The 18971-nt window shown below is 62.6% G+C and carries 20 protein-coding genes; 8 read left to right on the top strand and 12 right to left on the bottom strand.

Features of this window, described 5'->3' with window-relative positions; all coding sequences use genetic code 11:
- Positions 1 to 297 precede the first annotated feature (297 nt).
- The gene (locus MHM88_RS23155; protein ID WP_255734769.1) at positions 298 to 429 is read left to right on the top strand and encodes a hypothetical protein; all 132 of its coding nucleotides are present in this window, start codon (positions 298 to 300) and stop codon (positions 427 to 429) included.
- Between the two features lie 32 nt (positions 430 to 461).
- On the opposite strand, the gene ureG is transcribed toward MHM88_RS23155, so the two are convergent.
- The 9 genes from ureG to MHM88_RS19145 form a co-directional block, all read right to left on the bottom strand.
- Complete coding sequence (gene ureG, locus MHM88_RS19185) at positions 462 to 1121, bottom strand: urease accessory protein UreG (protein ID WP_239368258.1); 660 nt, start codon at positions 1119 to 1121, stop codon at positions 462 to 464.
- Complete coding sequence (locus MHM88_RS19180) at positions 1118 to 1762, bottom strand: urease accessory protein UreF (RefSeq protein WP_239368340.1); 645 nt, start codon at positions 1760 to 1762, stop codon at positions 1118 to 1120. Before MHM88_RS19180 ends, ureG begins: the two co-directional genes overlap by 4 nt.
- Positions 1752 to 2258: an urease accessory protein UreE gene (gene ureE / locus MHM88_RS19175; RefSeq protein WP_239368256.1), complete on the bottom strand. Its 507-nt coding sequence runs from the start codon at positions 2256 to 2258 to the stop codon at positions 1752 to 1754. The genes MHM88_RS19180 and ureE overlap by 11 nt, the downstream gene beginning before the upstream one ends.
- Positions 2259 to 2307: 49 nt before the next feature.
- Positions 2308 to 2535, bottom strand: coding sequence for a hypothetical protein (locus tag MHM88_RS19170; protein WP_005615377.1), 228 nt, complete (start codon positions 2533 to 2535; stop codon positions 2308 to 2310).
- A gap of 239 nt (positions 2536 to 2774) precedes the next feature.
- Positions 2775 to 4487: an urease subunit alpha gene (gene ureC, locus MHM88_RS19165; RefSeq protein ID WP_239368254.1), complete on the bottom strand. Its 1713-nt coding sequence runs from the start codon at positions 4485 to 4487 to the stop codon at positions 2775 to 2777.
- 388 nt (positions 4488 to 4875) lie between these two features.
- Complete coding sequence (locus tag MHM88_RS19160) at positions 4876 to 5181, bottom strand: urease subunit beta (protein ID WP_239368252.1); 306 nt, start codon at positions 5179 to 5181, stop codon at positions 4876 to 4878.
- Positions 5182 to 5193: 12 nt separating this feature from the next.
- On the bottom strand, positions 5194 to 5781 hold the full coding sequence (locus MHM88_RS19155) for a HupE/UreJ family protein (RefSeq protein WP_239368250.1): 588 nt from the start codon (positions 5779 to 5781) through the stop codon (positions 5194 to 5196).
- Positions 5782 to 5808: 27 nt separating this feature from the next.
- Positions 5809 to 6111, bottom strand: coding sequence for an urease subunit gamma (locus MHM88_RS19150; protein ID WP_065324833.1), 303 nt, complete (start codon positions 6109 to 6111; stop codon positions 5809 to 5811).
- A 19-nt stretch (positions 6112 to 6130) separates the two neighbouring features.
- Complete coding sequence (locus tag MHM88_RS19145; protein ID WP_370687515.1) at positions 6131 to 6955, bottom strand: urease accessory protein UreD; 825 nt, start codon at positions 6953 to 6955, stop codon at positions 6131 to 6133.
- 507 nt (positions 6956 to 7462) lie between these two features.
- Here MHM88_RS19145 and urtA point away from each other — a divergent pair.
- The 6 genes from urtA to MHM88_RS19115 all read left to right on the top strand — a co-directional run bounded on the left by urtA (position 7463) and on the right by MHM88_RS19115 (position 14851).
- Positions 7463 to 8743 carry an urea ABC transporter substrate-binding protein gene (gene urtA, locus MHM88_RS19140; RefSeq protein ID WP_239368246.1) on the top strand — a complete coding sequence of 427 codons (1281 nt, stop codon included), beginning with the start codon at positions 7463 to 7465 and terminating at the stop codon, positions 8741 to 8743.
- A 98-nt stretch (positions 8744 to 8841) separates the two neighbouring features.
- Positions 8842 to 10827 (top strand): urea ABC transporter permease subunit UrtB, encoded by a 1986-nt coding sequence (urtB, locus tag MHM88_RS19135; protein ID WP_239368244.1) that lies wholly within the window; start codon positions 8842 to 8844, stop codon positions 10825 to 10827.
- A 78-nt stretch (positions 10828 to 10905) separates the two neighbouring features.
- Positions 10906 to 12072, top strand: a complete 1167-nt coding sequence (gene urtC, locus MHM88_RS19130) for an urea ABC transporter permease subunit UrtC (RefSeq protein WP_239368242.1) — start codon at positions 10906 to 10908, stop codon at positions 12070 to 12072.
- Between the two features lie 5 nt (positions 12073 to 12077).
- Positions 12078 to 12818 carry an urea ABC transporter ATP-binding protein UrtD gene (urtD, locus tag MHM88_RS19125; RefSeq protein WP_239368338.1) on the top strand — a complete coding sequence of 247 codons (741 nt, stop codon included), beginning with the start codon at positions 12078 to 12080 and terminating at the stop codon, positions 12816 to 12818.
- A gap of 4 nt (positions 12819 to 12822) precedes the next feature.
- On the top strand, positions 12823 to 13518 hold the full coding sequence (gene urtE, locus MHM88_RS19120) for an urea ABC transporter ATP-binding subunit UrtE (RefSeq protein ID WP_239368240.1): 696 nt from the start codon (positions 12823 to 12825) through the stop codon (positions 13516 to 13518).
- 220 nt (positions 13519 to 13738) lie between these two features.
- Positions 13739 to 14851 carry a CaiB/BaiF CoA-transferase family protein gene (locus MHM88_RS19115; RefSeq protein ID WP_239368238.1) on the top strand — a complete coding sequence of 371 codons (1113 nt, stop codon included), beginning with the start codon at positions 13739 to 13741 and terminating at the stop codon, positions 14849 to 14851.
- On the opposite strand, the gene MHM88_RS19110 is transcribed toward MHM88_RS19115, so the two are convergent.
- Entirely contained in the window at positions 14848 to 15648 is an 801-nt protein-coding gene (locus MHM88_RS19110) for a helix-turn-helix transcriptional regulator (RefSeq protein ID WP_239368236.1), read from the bottom strand. The genes MHM88_RS19115 and MHM88_RS19110 overlap by 4 nt on opposite strands.
- A 127-nt stretch (positions 15649 to 15775) precedes the next feature.
- On the opposite strand from MHM88_RS19110, the gene MHM88_RS19105 reads away from it, so the two are divergent.
- Positions 15776 to 17782 carry a CocE/NonD family hydrolase gene (locus MHM88_RS19105; RefSeq protein ID WP_239368234.1) on the top strand — a complete coding sequence of 669 codons (2007 nt, stop codon included), beginning with the start codon at positions 15776 to 15778 and terminating at the stop codon, positions 17780 to 17782.
- 46 nt (positions 17783 to 17828) lie between these two features.
- Here MHM88_RS19105 and MHM88_RS19100 read toward each other — a convergent pair whose 3' ends face one another.
- Complete coding sequence (locus MHM88_RS19100) at positions 17829 to 18377, bottom strand: hypothetical protein (RefSeq protein WP_239368232.1); 549 nt, start codon at positions 18375 to 18377, stop codon at positions 17829 to 17831.
- Between the two features lie 103 nt (positions 18378 to 18480).
- Entirely contained in the window at positions 18481 to 18957 is a 477-nt protein-coding gene (locus tag MHM88_RS19095) for a DUF6505 family protein (RefSeq protein ID WP_239368230.1), read from the bottom strand.
- Positions 18958 to 18971: the final 14 nt, after the last annotated feature.

Genomic DNA, 18971 nt, shown 5'->3' with positions numbered 1-18971 from the left:
TCTCGCCGCCTATATGCCAAGTTAGCGCTAACAATGCCAGATCTAATTCAGACCTCTCATCGCGATAGCCAAGCGCGGTTGCCCGATCCTGTCTCAGGGTCCGTGACATGTTCGGATCTGCCCGCTGCTTCTCTGCTTTGTTCGAGGTCTGTATGCCATGACAGCGCTGTCGTACCAACAGGGCATGCAAAAAAAACCGCAGTTGTGTGAAGCGGTTCATAGTGTCCCAAAGCGCCGCCCGGTACGGTCTTTCCCATACAAAGCGGATTACACGCCCGAGATTTGGAGGAAAGTGATATGGTCCAACACATCAAAACCGTTGCCTTGGCGGCCCTGATCGCGGGCGTTTCCCTGAGCAAGGTCTATGCGTCAGATGCCTATTGCCCGACCGCGGATCACGCAGCGGCAGCGATTGTGACGCAGGTCTGACGCCGACAGTCTGCCGGTTCTGACCTCAACGTTCAGCCCATGTCTGTGCCCGCGCGGCTTGCGGGTGAGTCGAGGCCACCGATCTCGCATAGATGTCGGATCACCTGTTCCACGCCGGTCCCATGGCGCATCGCGGCAAAGACGAATGGCAAGCCCTTGCGCATCCGGGTGGCGTCGCGTTCCATCACCTCAAGTGAGGCCCCCACATGTGGTGCCAGATCGGTCTTGTTGATGATCAACAGATCGGACCGGGTGATGGCGGGGCCGCCCTTGCGGGGGATTTCTTCGCCCGCTGCGACGTCGATCACATAGAGCGTCACATCCGCCAGTTCCGGTGAAAACGTCGCAGAGAGGTTGTCTCCACCGCTCTCGATCAGCACGATTTCCACCTCCGGGTGGCGTTTTTGCATCTCGGCCACGGCCGCGAGGTTGATCGAGGCATCTTCGCGGATGGCCGTATGCGGACAGCCCCCGGTCTCGACGCCAATCACACGGTCCTGCGGCAGGATCTGCTGACGCATCAATGCCTCGGCGTCCTCCTGCGTGTAGATGTCATTGGTGATCACACCGATGGAGTGATGATCCTTCAACGCGCGGGCCAGCTGCGCCGTCAGGGTGGTTTTGCCTGCACCCACGGGGCCACCGATCCCAACGCGAAGCGGGCCATTGTGCGAAGTGGTCTTCGAAGTCATGAGCGGAAGATCCTTGAATATTGGGTTTCATGGCGCATGGATGCGATGTCTGCGGCAAAACTCGCACCAAGGAGATCGTCGAGCGTGCTGGACAAGGCGGCTCCGGCTGTGTCGCGCAAGTGCGGCGAGAGGGCAGAGAGGCGCTGCTGCGCGTCTGTCTGGCCAAGCGCCAGAAGTCTTTGGCCAGCGGCGATGAGGTTTGAAAGGAATGCATGCAGATACATCTGCACGGTGAGGTCCAGCGGGATGTCATGTTGCCGTGCGGCACATCCCACCGCCACCGGATAGGTAAGCTGCGCAAGGTCATTGCCCCAGGTGGCGGCTGTGGTTCGGCAAAACGCCGCGCCTTGCAGGTCGGTCTCTTGCAAGCGCTCGGCCGAGGGGCAAAACGCGCGGGCGGTGGCGTCGATCTCGGACAGGTCCGTGGCCGTCTCTGCCCGATAGGCACAGACCAGCAGCACCGCGTCAGAGCGTGCGCCCCCATGGGTCAGAAGGTCTGTCAGCCATCGGGACAACCCGTTCCCATCGCTGACGTGCCCCTCTGCCACCGCACACTCCAGCCCGTGTGAATAGGCAAAAGCCCCCACCGGATAGGCAGGCGACAGCCATTGCATCAACAAAAGCGTGGCCTCAGTGCTCATGGCTGTGGTCGTGATCGGCTTGGCCGTGATGATGCGTATGCCCATGTTCATGCGCATGGGTGCGCCCGTGGCCATAGGCGCCACCTTCCGGGGTGAACGGCTCTTCGACCTCGCGCACAGTGGCACCGAGGTGGTCGAGCATCGCCCGGATCACATGATCTCGCTGGATCAGCAGGCGGGTGTCTTCGATCTGGCAGGGGGTGTGGCGGTTGCCGATGTGCCAGGCGATCCTTGGCAGGTGCTCTGCGGTGACCTCCAACAGCGGCTCAGAGGCTGCGACCACAAGCACCTCGCCGCCGCGCTCCAGCAGAAGAACGCCGCCATGATCGAGCGAAGTCGTATTGGGCAGGTCAACCAGCAGGCGCTCACCGCTCTCGCAGGTCAGCACCTTGCGACGCAGAAAGCGGGCGTCATAGTCGAGCACCACGCGGTCGCGAGGGCTCTGGTCATGCGGGTGCCCGTGGTAGTGGCGGGCGGTCAGCCGGGGGGCGCTCATGACAGGCCCCCCGCTGTGGTCGTTTTCAGATAACTCTGCGCGCAGAGGCTCAGACGTACATGATGTCCGAGAAGACGTGTTTTACAACGTCGTCGCGCTTCAGGCCGCGCTTTGCCAGTTCCTCGTCGGACAGCGCCATCAAGGTGCGGGCGCGGTTCACACGATGGTTGGATTCTGCGAGGTGAACCAGACCGTTGCCAATCGCGCGGAAAAAGCCTGCGATCAGGCCCAGCGGATTGAAGGGGGCGCGTGTTTGTGCGTTCGATGCGTATGCCATGGGGATGTGCTCCTGTGTTCAAGAATGTCTCTCCCGTGACACCAATATAGCTGCGGTGCAGCAAATAGGTAGGTAGTATTGACGCATTCCCGCCATGCGTCTGTGACAAGGCAAGCGGTGAAGATTCTGATTTTGCTGAATATTTCGGCATGATGATGGGGCCTTTGATGGATTTGTCGCCGTGTTTTGGCCAAGGGGGCAGCCGCGCGACTATCTCGTGGTTGCAGCTGGTTTGCGCTTCAGAACAGGAAATACCGCTGCGCCATGGGCAGCTCCGCCGCTGGCTGACAGGTCAGCAGTTCCCCATCTGCGCGCACCTCATAGGTTTCCGGGTGGACCTCGATATGTGGTGTCGCATCGTTGAGCTTCAGCGCGGATTTACCGATCCCCCGCGTGCCCTTCACGGCGAGTGTTTGTTTTGCCAGGCCAAGTTTGCCGCGAATGCCCGCCGCCTGCGCCGCCTCTGACACGAATGTCACGGCGGAGTGTTCAACAGAGCGGCCATAGGCCCCCCACATGGGCCGGGAATAGACCGGTTGTGGCGTCGGGATCGAGGCGTTGGGATCGCCCATCTGGGCACAGACAATTGTGCCCCCAATCAGCACCATTTCCGGCTTCACGCCAAAGAACGCCGGGTTCCACAGCACCAAATCCGCGCGTTTGCCCACCTCGATCGAGCCAATCTCATGCGAGATACCATGCGCGATCGCCGGGTTGATGGTATATTTCGCCACATAGCGGCGAACGCGGAAATTGTCGTTCTCGCCGACCTCATCCGAAAGCCGCCCGCGCTGTTTCTTCATCTTGTCGGCGGTCTGCCACGTGCGGATGATCACCTCGCCGACGCGCCCCATCGCCTGACTGTCCGACGCGATGATCGAGAACGCCCCCATATCGTGCAGGATGTCCTCGGCCGCGATGGTTTCCCGGCGAATGCGGCTTTCGGCAAAGGCCACATCTTCAGGGATGGATTTGTCGAGGTGGTGACACACCATCAGCATGTCGAGGTGTTCTTCGAGTGTGTTCACAGTGAAGGGCCGCGTCGGGTTGGTCGAGGACGGCAGCACATGCTCCTCGCCGCAGATCTTGATGATATCGGGGGCATGGCCACCGCCTGCGCCTTCGGTGTGAAAGGCATGGATCGTGCGGCCTTTCATGGCCTTTACGGTATGTTCGACAAAACCCGATTCATTGAGCGTATCGGTGTGGATCATCACCTGCACATCCATCGCATCGGCAACCCCGAGACAGCAGTCGATGGCTGCGGGGGTGGTGCCCCAGTCCTCGTGCAGTTTCAACGCGCAGGCACCTGCGTTTACCTGTTCCTCGATGGCAGCCGGCAGCGAAGCATTCCCTTTGCCGGCAAAGGCGAGGTTCATCGGAAACGCATCCGCCGCCTGCATCATGCGACCAAGGTGCCAGGCACCGGGGGTGCAGGTGGTGGCCAAGGTCCCATGCGCTGGCCCGGTGCCGCCGCCCAGCATGGTGGTGAGACCAGAGTGCAGCGCATCCTCGATCTGTTGTGGGCAGATATAATGGATATGACTGTCAAACCCACCCGCCGTGAGGATGCGCCCTTCGCCCGCGATCACCTCGGTGCCGGGGCCAACGATAATGGTCACGTCGGGCTGGGTGTCCGGGTTTCCGGCTTTGCCGATGGCATGGATGCGCCCATCCTTCAGGCCGATGTCAGCCTTGTAGATGCCGGTCCAATCAAGGATCAGCGCATTGGTGATCACAGTATCAACCGCGCCCGCCGCGCGCGTGGTCTGTGCCTGCCCCATCCCGTCACGGATCACCTTGCCGCCGCCGAATTTGACCTCCTCGCCGTAAGGTCCGGTGAGGTCGCGCTCCACCTCGATGATCAGGTCAGTATCGGCCAGCCGCACGCGGTCCCCGGTGGTGGGGCCATACATGGCAGCATAGTCAGAGCGGGAGATCTTGGCGGGCATGTCGGGCTTATCCTGCTGTTCTAGATATGTTTTTCTTGTCAATGCACGGCAGAGGACCGGGTGTTCTGCGTGTCGTGCATTTGGGAAGATTGTGATGTGTGAAGATTGGGAGGTTCCTGAGCCGCTGCGGCTCGCCCTTCATCAAGGAGCGCCTTTTCGTGTCTACATTCAGTTTTTCCTGATCCTGCTTGTCGAGGCAGATCGGTAAGTCGAGATCTCGAAACGACCCGCCCGGACGACAGGCCGGGCCGCGTCCGACCCTCCCCCCAGGGAGGGCGCGTTGGCATCGTATAGACAGGCGAACTCGCTGCTCTGGGGCGTGAGGGCGCGTTCATTATCGAAGGCAGCGGCGCCCACCCAGGCTCGGTCGCGGCCCTCAGCGTCTCCATCACAACTCCCCCATCACCTGAGCATTGAACCCATAGATCGTGCGCGCACCCCCAATCGGGATCAGTTGCACTTCGCGGCGCTGACCGGGCTCAAACCGCACGGCGGTGCCTGCGGCAATGTCCAAGCGCAGACCACGAGCGGCGGTGCGGTCAAACTCCAACGCCGGGTTGGCTTCGGCAAAATGGTAGTGACTGCCCACCTGAACCGGGCGGTCGCCGGTATTGGCAACCATCAAGGTGAGGGCCTCGGCCCCCTGATTCAGGGTCAATTCGCCACTGGCGGGGAACATCTCTCCGGGGATCATGTGAAGCGCTCCTCAGCCTGCGAGTCCAAGTGCGGATCCGGCAAGGACAACGCAGGCCCCAAGGACGCGGGGCAGGGTGGCGCTGCGCTGCGCCAAGGTCAGCCCACCCGCAACACCGGCGCCGTGCAGCAGAGCCGTGGAGAGCGCAAAGCCTGCCAGATACGGCAGGGCCGCGGCCGCACCGATTTCCGCACCGTGAGCATGGCCGTGAAACAGCGCAAAAATCCCGGTGATCGCCGCCGCCCCCGCAAGCGGCATCCGAAGGGCCAGCGCAGCCATACCGCCCAGCACCATGACAGAGGCGAGGATCATCGGCTCGACCAGGGGCAGGTCCACGCCGCGCATGGCGAGAAGGAACCCGAGCGTCATCATGCCCACAAAGGCGGTCGGCAGCAGCCAGAGTGCGCGGGTCTCACCCGTGCGGCGCGCCTGCACAACGGCCCATAGACCCACCGCCACCATGGCGAGGATATGATCCGGGCCGAACACCGGATGGCTGGCACCAGCGGCAAAGGATCCATGCCCGGCCGGGTCCTGATGCGCAAAGGCAGGGCTGGCGGTCAGCAGGGCAGCGAGGGAAAGGGCAATGCGGGATTTCATATCGGTCAGTCCTTGGAAAGCGGTCAGTCAGCGAATGGGGTTGTGTACGGTCACCAGCTTGGTGCCGTCGGGAAAGGTGGCCTCGACCTGAACCTCGTGGATCATCTCGGGCACGCCGGCCATGCAGTCTGCACGGGTGATGACCTCGGCCCCGGCCTGCATCATTTCTGCGACGGAGCGGCCATCGCGTGCGCCTTCGACCACAGCATCGGTGATCAGCGCGATTGCCTCGGGGTGGTTGAGTTTGACCCCGCGGGCGAGCCGCTTGCGCGCGACCTCGGCCGCCATGGCGACCAGCAGTTTGTCCTTTTCTCTCGGGGTCAGGTTCATGGATGTGGCGCTTTCATGGTCAAAGTCTCCAGCAACGGGGCAGGCCACCCTCGGTCAGCCTGTCAAGAAGGGGCAGCAGGCTCTGGCGCAGGACAAAACTATCCACCGCCAAGAGCCGCATGTGCAGTAAATCAGGGGCCAGGAGCGAGGCGCCGCCGAGGGCGTCGCCGCCGTCCGGCAGGTGAGCGCGCAGCCCCCCCAGCGTCGCCTCGGCGTCTGGTGCGGCCAGCAGGAGGGTCGCCATCGCGCTGCATGGCGCCGACAGGACGCCAGCCACGCCCGGACGGCTGAGCTGCGCCGCCAGATCGCCTTGCAGATGGATTGCATCGCGATAGACCAGCTGTCCCGCGCGCCGGATCTGGATGTGATCGCGAAACCGCGCGGAGGTGAGCGCCTCGCCCATTGCGGCGCGTCCGAACACCAGCGGCTCTACCAGCAAGAGCCGTGCGTCCTCTGCCAGATCGGCTTGCAATCTCCGGGTGAAATCGCTGCTCTGAAAGAGGATGGTTTCCTGTGGCAGCCAATTGAGGCAGGCACGGGCGGCGACGCTCAGGTGTGTGGTCATCTGGCCGCTCTGCCCTGGTTGCGCGCGGTAGGCGCGTTCGGCGGCCTGGGTGGTGAGGGTCAGCTGGCTGTCCGGCCTGGCTAAGGCGTCAATGGCAAAGTGATCACCTCCGGTAATGCCGCCTGCAGTGTTCACCAGAACCGCCTCCAGCGGCGGGCGGCCCTGGGGAAACAGCAGTTTCAGCGCCCCGGACTGATGCAGGTGATCGAGCGCGACCTGACCATCGCCACGGCGCTTGGTCGAGAGGCGCGCCCGCCCGATCGCCCGGGGTTGAGCGATGGCAGGCGCATCGGCCAGCGCGGGCGTCCGTGCCGTTATGTCGGTGATGTGATTGATCGCCCTCTCCCCGAAATGCCGCCACCGGGTCGGTTCCAATGGCGTGTCCTCACGGTTCGATTTGTCCCAGCCTGGGCGCGGAAGTGCCATTTCAGACCGCAGTTTCAGGCGGCTGAATGGCGTGTTTGACGATTTTTGCGCCGTTTTGCGCAAAAGCCGCCCAATAAATGGGCATGTGGTGATTTGTCCGCGAGCGGCCGGGGCTGGCAATTGCCAAGCGATGCGGCGTTGCAGAAATCTGAACCCGTCCGGAGAGGATGACCCCGCCGCCAAGAATGCGGGGCCCCGGTCCGGCCGCTAACGATAAGGCGTGTGACGACCCTGCGAATTGCACCTCGACCGGGCCGCCACACTCAATCGCAACAACAGTTGCAGGGTGGGAAGGTAATGCTCCGCTGCCGGTTCGGCAAGCGACAGCGGCCCGATGTGCCCTGCGTGGAGGGATCTACGATGACGTTTTTCACCAAAACCGCTGCCAGCGTGCTGGCTTTGACCATTGGCGCAGGCGCCGCCGCCGCCGCAGACTGCCCGATCAAGGTGGGTGTGCTGCACTCGCTGTCCGGCACGATGGCGATTTCGGAAACCACGCTCAAGGACACCATGCTGATGCTGGTGGAGGATCAGAACGACAAAGGTGGCCTGCTGGGATGCGAGCTGGAGGCCGTGGTGGTCGACCCTGCCTCCGACTGGCCGCTCTTTGCCGAAAAAGCACGCGAACTGCTGACCGTTCATGATGTCGACGTGATCTTCGGCAACTGGACCTCGGTCAGCCGCAAATCCGTCCTCCCCGTTATCGAAGAGCTCAACGGCCTGCTGTTCTACCCGGTCCAGTACGAAGGCGAAGAGAGCTCCAAGAACGTCTTCTACACCGGCGCCGCCCCGAACCAGCAGGCGATCCCGGCGACGGATTACTTCCTCGAAGAACTGGGCGTGGAGAAGTTCGCGCTGCTTGGCACCGACTACGTCTACCCGCGGACCACGAACAACATCCTGGAGGCCTACCTCCAGGACAAGGGCATCCCGGCTGAGGATATCTTTGTCAACTATACGCCCTTTGGCCACTCCGACTGGTCCAAGATCGTCGCTGATGTCGTGGCGCTGGGCGCGGATGGCAAGAAGGTCGGCGTGATCTCCACCATCAACGGCGACGCCAATATCGGCTTCTACAAGGAGCTGGCGGCGGCGGGTATCTCTGCCGATGACATCCCGGTGGTGGCCTTCTCCGTCGGCGAAGAAGAGCTTTCCGGCCTTGATACCTCCAACCTTGTGGGGCACCTGGCCGCGTGGAACTATTTCCAATCTGCCGACACCGAAGCCAACATGGCCTTTGTCGACAAGTGGAAGACCCTGATGGGGCAGGAGCGCGTCACCAATGACCCGATGGAGGCGCATTACATCGGTTTCAACATGTGGGCCAATGCGGTGAGCGCTGCGGAGACAACGGATGTCGATGCGGTGCGAACGGCCATGTATGGTCAGGAGTTCCCGAACCTGACCGGGGGCACCGCCGTGATGCTGCCGAACCACCATCTGGCAAAGCCGGTGCTGATCGGCGAAATCCAGGAGGACGGCCAGTTCGACATCATCTCCGCCACCGATCCGGTGCCCGGCGACGCGTGGACCGATTTCCTGCCCGACTCCGCTGTCCTGACCTCGGATTGGAAGGATCTTGGCTGTGGCATGTACAATACCCAGACCGAGACCTGTGTGCAGTTGAAATCCAACTACTGATTTCTCCTGACGAGCTCCGGGTGCCTGACGGCCCCGGAGCCGATTGACACCGACCTCCGGGTTCAACCGGCGGCACCAATAGGGCCGGACCACCTTCCATGACATGTAAATTTCGTGCTGATCTGCTGCTGTTCTTCTGCGGTGTGCTGGCATTGGCTCTGGCCAGTTTCGCCAGACCCGGGCACGCGCAGGAGGCCGGCCCCCTGCAACAGCTGTTGCAACAGGATGCCGCTCTGATCTCCAAAGCCTCACGCAGGACCATCGGACCGGTCATTGACCGCATCGTCGCCTCCGACTTGCCGGCGGTGCCCATGTTCCTGTCGGCCTGGCAGGACAAGACCATCTGGCAACGCCGCGCGGACGGTCTGTTCTTTGTCGGCGCGGACATGGGGGATCGCACCTATCGTCTGACGGATATCGACAGCGGCGCGGTGATCGCGACCGTCCCGAAGGATGATCTCAAGCAGTTGAAACCGAACAGTGGCGTGCGCGGGCTGATCGCCACCGCCCTGGTCCGGTTCCAGCTGTCCGACCCCGACCCCAGTCTTCGGGAGGAGGCGTTGACCGCCATCGAGCGCCGACCGGAGGCGGGGCTGCTTGCCCCTCTGCGCACCTCTATCGACACCGAACCCGATACCGAGCTGAAGGCCCGGAAGTTGCGGATCGAGCGCCTGTTGACCATCGGCCATGGGCGTGATCCGGCCGAACGCGTTGCCGCGATCAAGGACATGTCGGGCGATCTCGGCGTTGATCTGCGTGCCGCACTCAACCCGCTGGTCGCCACGCGGTTGCAGATCTCCACAGACCTCCCCGAAGGGATCAACCTCGCCCGTGTTTTGTCTCCCGGAGGGCCCGATCTGGGCCGTCTCGAAGCCTATGACATGCTGGCGGAGGCGGAACTGGCGCCAGCGCGCCAGACGCCGGATCAGATCAGGACCGTGCTGTCGAACCATGTCGAGGGCGGCACCGTCGGAGGCGTCGCGCTGGTGCGGCTTTCGACCCCGGACGCCCGTGCCATCGCCTATGACACCTTGGCGCAAGAAGGCAAGGTCGCGCCTTTGGTCCGGGACGAGGAGATCGACGCGGCACTTGCGGCGCATGTGTTCTTTGAAACCTACGCGGAGCCGAACCCGGAGGTGACCGCCGCCGCTCTTGCTGCGCTGCAGGGCATCTCCACCCGTGTCGGTCTCAATCAGACGCTGGACCTGGGGCTGGATGCGATTTCACTGGCCTCGATCTATTTCCTGGCGGCGATCGGTCTTGCCATCACCTTTGGCCTGATGGGGGTCATCAATATGGCCCATGGCGAATTCATCATGATGGGCGCCTATACCGGCTATCTGGTGCAGCAGGTGATCCCGAACCACACGGTGTCGATCCTGCTGGCTATCCCGCTCGCCTTTGCCGTCACCTTTGCCGCTGGCGTCGCAATGGAACGTCTGGTGATCCGCCACCTCTACAATCGGCCACTGGAAACCCTGCTTGCGACCTTTGGCATCTCCATCGCCCTGCAGCAGCTGGCCAAGAACATCTTCGGCACCCAGGCGCGTCCACTGACGGCCCCCGGCTGGCTGGATGGGGCACTGGTCCTGAACGACGTGGTGGCGATCAGCTACATCCGCATCGCGATCTTTGTTCTGGCGCTGATCTTCCTCGGCTTTTTCCTCTTCCTGATGAAACGGACCCGTCTCGGGCTTGAAACCCGGACAGTGACGCAGAACCCGCGCATGGCCGCCGCCATGGGCATCAACCCGGGACGCGTCAACATGCTGACCTTCGGTCTCGGCTCCGGCATCGCGGGCATCGCAGGCGTTGCCATCGGCCTCTACGCCAAGGTCACGTCCGAGCTGGGCGCCGACTATATCGTGCAAAGTTTCATGACCGTGGTGGTCGGCGGTGTCGGCAACATCTGGGGCGCGCTCCTCGGCGCCACGATGATCGGCACCCTGCAAAAGGGGATCGAGTGGCTCAACCCCTCCAATACGCTCGCCGCCCAGACCTACATGATCATCTTCATCATCATTTTCATCCAGTTCCGGCCCCGCGGCATCATCGCCCTCAAAGGCCGCGCAGCAGGAGATTGACCGCCATGACCCTTCATCTTTTTCCAAGTACCTCGGGGGGGACGGGGGGCTGGCCCCCCGCCGCAGGAGGGGCGCGCCATGCGTAGATCCTTTGTCGCCCAAAACCCCTCGGTGCTGGTCTTCCTTCTGGGCCTCGCGGCCTTCACCCTCGGCGTCAGCCTCCTGGCCGAAGGGTTTGGCATCGGTCTCATTTCCACCTCTTTCATCAAGACATTGGGAAAAACGCTCTGCCTCTGTCTTGTGGCCATCGCGATGGACCTGATCTGGGGCTATTGCGGCATCCTGTCCTTGGGCCATTTCGCCTTCTTCGGTCTCGGCGGTTACATGATCGGCATGTGGCTGATGTATGCGCGCACCGAGATCATCGTGGAGGCCTCGCTTGCCCAGGGCGTGATCCCGCCAACCCCGCAAGAGGTGATCGACGGCATCGGCAGCCAGATCTTCGGCGTGGTGGGCGCGTCGGACTTTCCGGTGATCTGGATGTTCGCCGACAGTCTGACGCTGCAGCTTGCTCTGGTTCTGCTGGTGCCCGCGATCCTGGCGCTGGTCTTTGGCTGGTTGGCGTTCCGCAGCCGCGTCACCGGCGTGTATCTGTCGATCCTGACCCAGGCGATGACGCTGGCGCTGGCGCTTTACCTGTTCCAGAACGACTCCGGCCTGCGCGGCAACAATGGCCTTTCGGGCTTGCAGAACCTGCCCGGTGTCACGGCGCCACAATCGGCGATTTCGCTCTGGTTCTTCTGGGCCTCGGCGCTGGCCCTCGGGCTGGGCTATCTCCTCAGCGCCTGGGTGGTCTCCGGCAAGTTCGGCTCCGTCATCCGCGGCATTCGCGACAACGAGGCCCGCGTGCGCTTCCTCGGCTACCCGGTCGAAAGCTTCAAGCTGATGCTGTTCACTCTGACCGCGATGATCGCGGCCATCGCGGGCGCGCTCTATTATCCGCAGGCGGGGATCATCAACCCGGCAGAGATTGCCCCCATCGCCTCGATCTACCTGGCGGTCTGGGTCGCCATCGGCGGGCGGGGGCGGCTCTATGGCGCGGTTCTGGGTGCGGGATTTGTCAGCCTTGTCTCCACCTGGTTCACCGGCGGGCAAGCGCCCGACATCAATCTGGGGTTCTACACCGTGCAATGGGTGGACTGGTGGCAGGTGATCCTTGGGCTGTCCTTCGTGCTTGTCACGCTGTTTGCGCCCAAGGGCATCGGCGGTCTGTTTGACCTTCTGAACCGCGGGGACAAGGCATGAGTCAGATGAATACGCTTCTGGAGGTGTCCGGTGTCTCCGTGTCCTTTGACGGGTTCAAGGCGATCAACAACCTGTCGTTTCAGATTGGCCCGGCGGAACTGCGCGCGGTGATCGGCCCCAATGGCGCGGGCAAGACCACCTTCATGGATATCGTCACCGGCAAGACCCGGCCCGACGCGGGGCGGGTGCTCTTTGGTGAAAAATCCATCTCCTTGCTCACTCTGTCCGAAGCGCAGATCGCGCAGGCGGGGGTGGGGCGCAAGTTTCAGAAACCCACGGTGTTTGAGGATCAAACCATCCGGGAAAATCTGATGATGGCGCTGAAGGCTCCGCGCCGATGGTGGTCGGTCCTGACCTTCCGGGCAGAGGATACCCATCTCGCACGTGTCTCGGAGCTGGCCGAGGAGGTTGGTCTGTCGGACCAGCTTGATCGCATCGCGGGAGAACTGTCGCATGGGCAGAAACAATGGCTGGAGATCGGCATGCTGCTGGCGCAGGAGCCGCGCCTTCTGCTGGTCGACGAACCTGCTGCCGGCATGACGCCGGAAGAGCGCGCGCATACCACCGATCTGCTGGTCGAGGCCGCCCGCACCCGCGCCGTGGTTGTGGTCGAACATGACATGGAGTTCGTGCGCCGCCTCAATTGCAAGGTCACGGTCCTGCATGAAGGGGCGGTTCTGGCCGAGGGCGGTCTGGACCACGTCACGGCTGATCCGCATGTCATCGACGTGTATCTGGGGCGCTGAACATATGCTGGAACTGAACGATATCACATTGCACTACGGCCATAGCCAGATCCTGAACGGGGTCTCGATGACTGCCGAGGTGGGCGAGGTGACCTGCGTGATGGGCTGCAACGGGGTCGGCAAGACCTCGTTGATGAAGGCGATCACCGGCACCCATGCGCGCTCGGGCGGAGGGGTGACGCTGGACGGTGAGGTGCTGGGGGTGCTGCCGGCGCATGTATTGGCGCAGAAAGGCATCGCCTATGTGCCGCAGGGGCGCGATATTTTTCCGCTGTTGACGGTCAAGGAAAACCTGGAGACCGGTTTTGCCTGCCTGCCCAAGAGCGCGCATCACATCCCGGATCATATTTTCGATCTGTTCCCGGTGCTGAAGGAGATGATCTCGCGCCGGGGTGGGGATCTGTCGGGCGGTCAGCAGCAGCAGTTGGCCATCGCGCGTGCGCTGATCACGCGGCCCAAGCTGCTGGTGCTGGATGAACCGACCGAGGGCATTCAGCCCAATATCATCACCCAGATCGGCGAGGTCATCAAACTGCTGCGCGATCAGGGCGAAATGGCGATCGTGTTGGTCGAGCAGTATTTTGATTTTGCCTATGCACTGGCGGATCGTTTTGTGGTGCTGCGCCGGGGTGATGTGGTGATGGCGGGCAAAAAGGGTGAGGTCGAACGCGCGGCGCTGCTGGACGGTGTGTCCGTCTAAGCGGGTTTTAAGCCCGGGGGCAAGAAGGGGGCGCTCCCGCCCGGTTTGCCCGCATTAAAAATGCCGTCAAACCCGTTGGGCCCGGCAGCGCACCTGCGGTGCGCTGCGGGTGCGCTGGGGCAGGCGTGCCGTGTCGTCTCTGAGCAATGGGATTGGCCTTTGGTGATCGGGTCGGCTATGCAAGGAACCAAAGTGTTTAACTTGCAAAGGACATTCCAGCATGACCCCGCTTCAAGGTCTCAAGGTGGTGGAACTCGCCCGTATTCTCGCCGGTCCGTGGATCGGGCAGGCCTTGGCGGATCTGGGGGCGGAGGTGGTGAAGGTCGAAAGCCCCGAAGGCGATGACACACGCCGCTGGGGGCCGCCCTTTGTGGAGCGGGACGGAGACAAGACTGCAGCCTATTACTATGCCGCCAACCGGGGCAAAACATGTGTCACCGCAGATTTTCGCACGCCAGAGGGGCAGGCCAAGGTCCGCGATCTGGTTGCGGGCGCAGATATCCTGATCGAGAACTTCAAGGTCGGCGGACTGGCGAAATATGGCCTCGATTATGAAAGCCTCGCTGAGGTGAATCCGCGGCTCATTTATTGCTCGGTCACGGGGTTTGGGCAGGATGGGCCTTATGCCAGCCGCGCGGGGTATGATTTCCTGCTGCAAGGCATGTCGGGGCTGATGTCGATCACCGGCGCAGCGGAGGGTGAGCCGCAAAAGGTGGGCGTCGCGATCACGGATGTTGTGACAGGGCTATACGGCAGCATCGGCATTCTGGCCGCCGTCGAGCAGAGGCACCGGACTGGACGGGGACAGCATATCGATATGTCCTTGCTGGATTGTGCCACGGCCATGCTGGCGAACCAGAATATGAACTATCTGGTGACGGGTGACAGCCCCACTCGCATGGGCAATGAGCACCCCAATATCGCGCCCTATCAGGTGATGGCGGTGCGCGATGGGCATGTGATCCTTGCGGTCGGCAATGACGGTCAGTTCACGCGGCTGTGCGATGTGCTGAACCTCGGAGGTCTCAAGGATGACCCCCGTTTTCGCACCAACCAGTTGCGGGTCGCAAACCGGGGTGATCTGACGCCGATGCTGACGGCGGCGCTGGCACAGTGGAGCCAGGCGGAGCTGCTTGCCGCATTGGAGGCCGCGACCGTTCCGGCGGGGCCGATCAACACCATCGGGCAGGCGTTCGACGACGCGCAGATCAAACATCGACAGATGCAGATCGCGCCCGAAGGCGTGCCGGGCGTGCGGGGACCTTGGGTGTTTTCGGATGCGGAGCTGGCGCTTGACCGCTCGGCACCGGTATTGCCGCGCAAGGCAGACTAACTGGGCGGATAGGCGTCGAGCGTCACACTTAAAGGCACCTCATCGCCAAGCAGACGTCGCACCTTGGGGTCGAGGCGCGGGCTATCCTTAGGCAGGGCACCGACATCAGCAAGGGCGTCGCGCGCAGTGCGTTTTTCCTCAAGCCGCACCCAGACCGTGCGGGTGGAAAACGGGCGCCGATTGGCCCCGGCAGAGACCCCCAGCACCAGCCCTTGCAGATAAGAGATCTGATGCGGGTGTTCCGGCATCAATATCGTCTCTGAGAGAGCGCCGACGGTGTTGCGGGGACGCTCTGTCAGACACAACCGTCCGCCGCGTTCTGCAACCAGCCCCAGATAGGTGCTGCGCTGGCGGATGCTGCCATCACTTGCGTGGGCGCGCTCAAATGTATGGCTTACCACATAGCCATCGACCTCTTTGAGATGGATCAGCGAGCGCAGCACCTGTCCGGGCCATGTGGGCGTGCAAAAATACCCATGATAGGTGCCGAGAAACCGGCGCAGGGGGCGGGCCTGATCGGCAAAACCCGTGCCGATGTGCAAGAGCGGCGCGGGGAGCTTGGGCGCGGTGGTCGGGCGACGTGCGGCTGCGAAGTGATCGGGGTCCGTAAAAAGATCGGCCTCTCCCACGTCGAAATGACGCGCGATGCGGCGCAGGTTATGCGCCGAGGGCAGTCCGGCCCCCGAAAGGTAGCGGTTGAACTGTTGCCGATTGAGGCCGATCTCGCGGCAGATCTGCGCGATCGAGGGGGCCTCGGCGCAGAGAAACCGTAGATTCTGACTGAAGGCCGTGCGCATGGTCCGAGCTTTCGCGATGTGACGCGACTGTGCGTACATCTGCATCATCTCGCGTACAAGTGCGCAGTTTCGCCCTGTCCGGATTTCGCGCACACTCTGCCCAAACGCACAAGGAAACGAGGCCGACATGTCCGCGCAGACTCCCATCACCGTGACTGAACACCTGTGGATCCCGCTGCCCGATGGGCGCAGGCTCGCGGCGCGGATGTGGCAGCCCGCAGGCCCAGGCCCGTTTCCGGTGATCCTTGAGTATCTGCCCTACCGCAAACGCGATGGCACGGCCCCACGGGACGCCACCACGCATCCGGTGTTTGCCGCCCATGGCTATGCCTGTGTGCGGGTGGATATCGCGGGCTCCGGTGACAGCGACGGGCGCTTTGATGACGAATACTCCGAGCAGGAACTCTCGGATGGTGAGGCGCTGCTGGAGTGGATCGCGCAGCAGCCCTGGTCGACGGGCAAGGTCGGCATGATCGGGATTTCCTGGGGCGGGTTCAATGGCTTGCAAATGGCCTACCGCCGACCGGAGGCCTTGAAAGCGGTGGTTTCGGTGGCCTCCACCGTGGATCGCTATGCTGACGATATCCATTATATGGGGGGCTGCCTGCTCAGCGATAACAAGAACTGGGCGAGCCAGATGTTTGCCTATATGACCCGGCCACTGGATCCGAAGCTGCGCCCGGATTGGCGCGCGGAATGGTTGGGCCGGATCAATGATCTGCCCTTTATGGCGGCGGATTGGCTGCGCCATCAGACGCGGGATGCGTTCTGGAAACATGGCTCTGTTTGCGAGGACTGGTCGGCGATTGAGGCGCCGGTGCTGGCAATCACCGGCTGGGCCGACGCCTATGTGAACGCCCCATCCGCGCTGGCTGCAAAGATGACCGGCGCGCCGGCCAAGGCCTTGATGGGGCCTTGGGAACACCGCTATGCCCATATCTCTCAGATTGAGGCAGCGGATTTTCATGGCGAGGTGCTGCGCTGGTTTGATCAATACCTCAAAGGGGAGGACGCCGGGGCAGAGGCCTTGCCCGACTACCGGGTCTTTATGCAGGAGTTCACTGCGCCAAGCCCGAAGAACCTGCCACAGAATGGCCGTTGGGTGGCCGAAGCGCAGTGGCCCTCGCCCGATGTCATAGACGTGGTGTGGCCGCTGGCCGAGGGGGGATTCGCACCCGAGCCGCAGGCGGGTACGGCGAGGGTCCACAGCCCGGCGACCGTTGGGCAGGCGGGCGGCTATTTCTGCCCCGGTATCCGGATCGACAATGAACGCCCCGGCGACCAGAGTGTGGATGACCGGGCCTCGACCTGTTTTGACAGCACCGCGTTGCTCGCCCCGATGGAGATCCTGGGCCGTCCGCGTGTGCGGCTGGCCTTCAGTGTCGACAAACCCGTTGCGCAGGTGGTGGCGCGGTTGTGCGATGTGGCGCCCTCCGGTCAGTCGCAGCGCATCACCTATCGTCCCCGCAACCTGTGCCATGACGACAGCCATGAGGTGGCAACGCGGCTGGAGCCGGGCAAGCGCTACGAGGTGGAGTTTGAGCTGAATGAATGCGCGCATCGGGTGCTGGCCGGGCATCAATTGCGGCTGGCGCTGTCGACCTCCTATTGGCCGATTGTCTGGCCCGCGCCGGAGGCTGCCGAGATCACGCTACATCTGGATGGGTGCGCGCTGATCTTGCCGGAGCGCCGCGTCGAGGTCGAGATTGAGGCCCAGGCCCCGTGCGCGGCGCGTGACTACCCGAAGTATCAGGCCGAGGTGTTGGAAAAGCCGTGGGGCGAGGCCGAGACACGGGTGGAAGCGGACGGGACTCATGTGCTGGAGAGCTTTGACAGCTATGGCGCGGCGCAGGATCTGACCCATGGCCAGCGTGTCGCCAGTAACGTGCGGATGCGCTATGCGATCCACCCCGATGATCCGGCCAGCGCGCGGTTTGACTGTGCTTGGGTCTTCAACTTTGGCCGCGATGGCGAAGACGATCAGGAGGACTGGGGCGTTCGGATCGAGACCGACAGTTCGATGCATTGCGACACCGAGAATTTCACCCTCTGGCGCGGGATCAAAGCCTATGAGGGTGAAGAGGTGGTGCTGACGCGCGAGTGGACCGAGGTCATCCCGCGCGGCTGTCTCTGACGGTGGGCCCAAAGGGGCCACCCAGTTGAACCAAGGCGCGCGCCCGTCAGGATTGCGGCAGGGCGCGCGGGTCGAATTGGCACATCTCGCCCGCTTTGGCCAAGGCCTGATCCAGCCCGGAGAGGGAAAAACCACCGTAGAGCCAGGTTTCACCTTCGGCTGCGCGATCCACCGCAAAGCCAAAATCGCCCTTGGTGGTGAGCATGGCGCCGATCAATTCAGAGATGAAGCCCGGTGTCAGGCTCGCACCATAGGTGAAGCCCGGTGCGGTATAGAAAAACATCTCGTCACCAAACCACACCGGCTCATCCCCCAGATAGAGCGTCACACTGTCCGCAGCCTCATCCCAGGGGGCCTCGACCTCGTCAGGGCCGTAAGGCGTGTAGATATAGTCGAAGGTGGCATTCAGACCGTTGTTTTCGAACGTGAACTCCAGATAGCCGGAGGTGTCGCGCGCGGAGGAGAGCGTATAGACGTGGCAGGTGTTGCCCTTGTAGACCGCCGCCCAATTGCCAGCCTCAAGGAACAGCGTCGAGGCCTGCGCGAAGCCACCCATCAGAGACAAGGCGAGCGCCGCAGCGATAGATTTCAGCATGAAAGATGTCCTAAACAAACGTGGTTGGCGCAAAGCTACTGCGCAATAGATGCGGAATCCTTAATGCGTTATCGCGTTTGCTGCTAACCGGGGATACCGTGGTTCAGTCATCCGTCACATGGATCGCGAATTGCTCTAGCCCCGCGGATTGGGCTTCGATCACGCGGAAACTCTCGCGCACGCCAGCCTCGGTCAGGTCTCGCGCAACTGTCAGCAGCGTGTTGGGGGCGTGATCCTCGCAAAGCTCTGCCATATGGTCGATCTCGGCTTCGGCCACGGGGCGGGCGCTGGCCATATCCGGCGCGCCATAGGTCTCCATGAAATGCCGGGCGAGCTGTTCGATCAGCGTGGTGACCTCGTCGGCCTCGATCTGGGTCACGGCGACAAATGTCACCCGACCCGCAGTCTCCAGCCCCATCCAGCCGTTGGCAAAGGCCTGACGCTGCTTGCCAACAAGGTCGCCCTCGCTCCAGTTGGAGAACTCGAACCCACCGGAAATACACCATTCCCCGGTGCGGGCGGGGCTGGCAAAGACGTTCATGTCGCTTTCGTCAAAATGAATGGCACGGGCCAGTTTCATCGCGTCTTTCTCCT

Source organism: Epibacterium sp. MM17-32, from assembly GCF_022348205.1.
In the GTDB taxonomy this organism is placed as follows: Bacteria; Pseudomonadota; Alphaproteobacteria; order Rhodobacterales; family Rhodobacteraceae; genus Epibacterium.
The sequence above is the reverse complement of the archived record's forward strand: the minus strand, read 5'-3'. Positions and strand labels throughout refer to the sequence as shown.

Excerpts from the sequence above, each read along its gene's own strand:
- ureC (WP_239368254.1), bottom strand. The coding sequence starts at position 4,487 with ATGCCCGCCAAGATCTCCCGCTCTGACTATGCTGCCATGTATGGCCCC.
- MHM88_RS19105 (WP_239368234.1), top strand. The coding sequence starts at position 15,776 with ATGTCCGCGCAGACTCCCATCACCGTGACTGAACACCTGTGGATCCCG.
- MHM88_RS19095 (WP_239368230.1), bottom strand. The coding sequence starts at position 18,957 with ATGAAACTGGCCCGTGCCATTCATTTTGACGAAAGCGACATGAACGTC.
- urtA (WP_239368246.1), top strand. The coding sequence starts at position 7,463 with ATGACGTTTTTCACCAAAACCGCTGCCAGCGTGCTGGCTTTGACCATT.
- MHM88_RS23155 (WP_255734769.1), top strand. The coding sequence starts at position 298 with ATGGTCCAACACATCAAAACCGTTGCCTTGGCGGCCCTGATCGCGGGC.
- urtC (WP_239368242.1), top strand. The coding sequence starts at position 10,906 with ATGCGTAGATCCTTTGTCGCCCAAAACCCCTCGGTGCTGGTCTTCCTT.
- ureG (WP_239368258.1), bottom strand. The coding sequence starts at position 1,121 with ATGACTTCGAAGACCACTTCGCACAATGGCCCGCTTCGCGTTGGGATC.
- urtE (WP_239368240.1), top strand. The coding sequence starts at position 12,823 with ATGCTGGAACTGAACGATATCACATTGCACTACGGCCATAGCCAGATC.
- MHM88_RS19170 (WP_005615377.1), bottom strand. The coding sequence starts at position 2,535 with ATGGCATACGCATCGAACGCACAAACACGCGCCCCCTTCAATCCGCTG.
- MHM88_RS19180 (WP_239368340.1), bottom strand. The coding sequence starts at position 1,762 with ATGAGCACTGAGGCCACGCTTTTGTTGATGCAATGGCTGTCGCCTGCC.
- MHM88_RS19160 (WP_239368252.1), bottom strand. The coding sequence starts at position 5,181 with ATGATCCCCGGAGAGATGTTCCCCGCCAGTGGCGAATTGACCCTGAAT.
- ureE (WP_239368256.1), bottom strand. The coding sequence starts at position 2,258 with ATGAGCGCCCCCCGGCTGACCGCCCGCCACTACCACGGGCACCCGCAT.
- MHM88_RS19155 (WP_239368250.1), bottom strand. The coding sequence starts at position 5,781 with ATGAAATCCCGCATTGCCCTTTCCCTCGCTGCCCTGCTGACCGCCAGC.
- urtD (WP_239368338.1), top strand. The coding sequence starts at position 12,078 with ATGAATACGCTTCTGGAGGTGTCCGGTGTCTCCGTGTCCTTTGACGGG.
- urtB (WP_239368244.1), top strand. The coding sequence starts at position 8,842 with ATGACATGTAAATTTCGTGCTGATCTGCTGCTGTTCTTCTGCGGTGTG.
- MHM88_RS19115 (WP_239368238.1), top strand. The coding sequence starts at position 13,739 with ATGACCCCGCTTCAAGGTCTCAAGGTGGTGGAACTCGCCCGTATTCTC.
- MHM88_RS19100 (WP_239368232.1), bottom strand. The coding sequence starts at position 18,377 with ATGCTGAAATCTATCGCTGCGGCGCTCGCCTTGTCTCTGATGGGTGGC.
- MHM88_RS19150 (WP_065324833.1), bottom strand. The coding sequence starts at position 6,111 with ATGAACCTGACCCCGAGAGAAAAGGACAAACTGCTGGTCGCCATGGCG.
- MHM88_RS19110 (WP_239368236.1), bottom strand. The coding sequence starts at position 15,648 with ATGCGCACGGCCTTCAGTCAGAATCTACGGTTTCTCTGCGCCGAGGCC.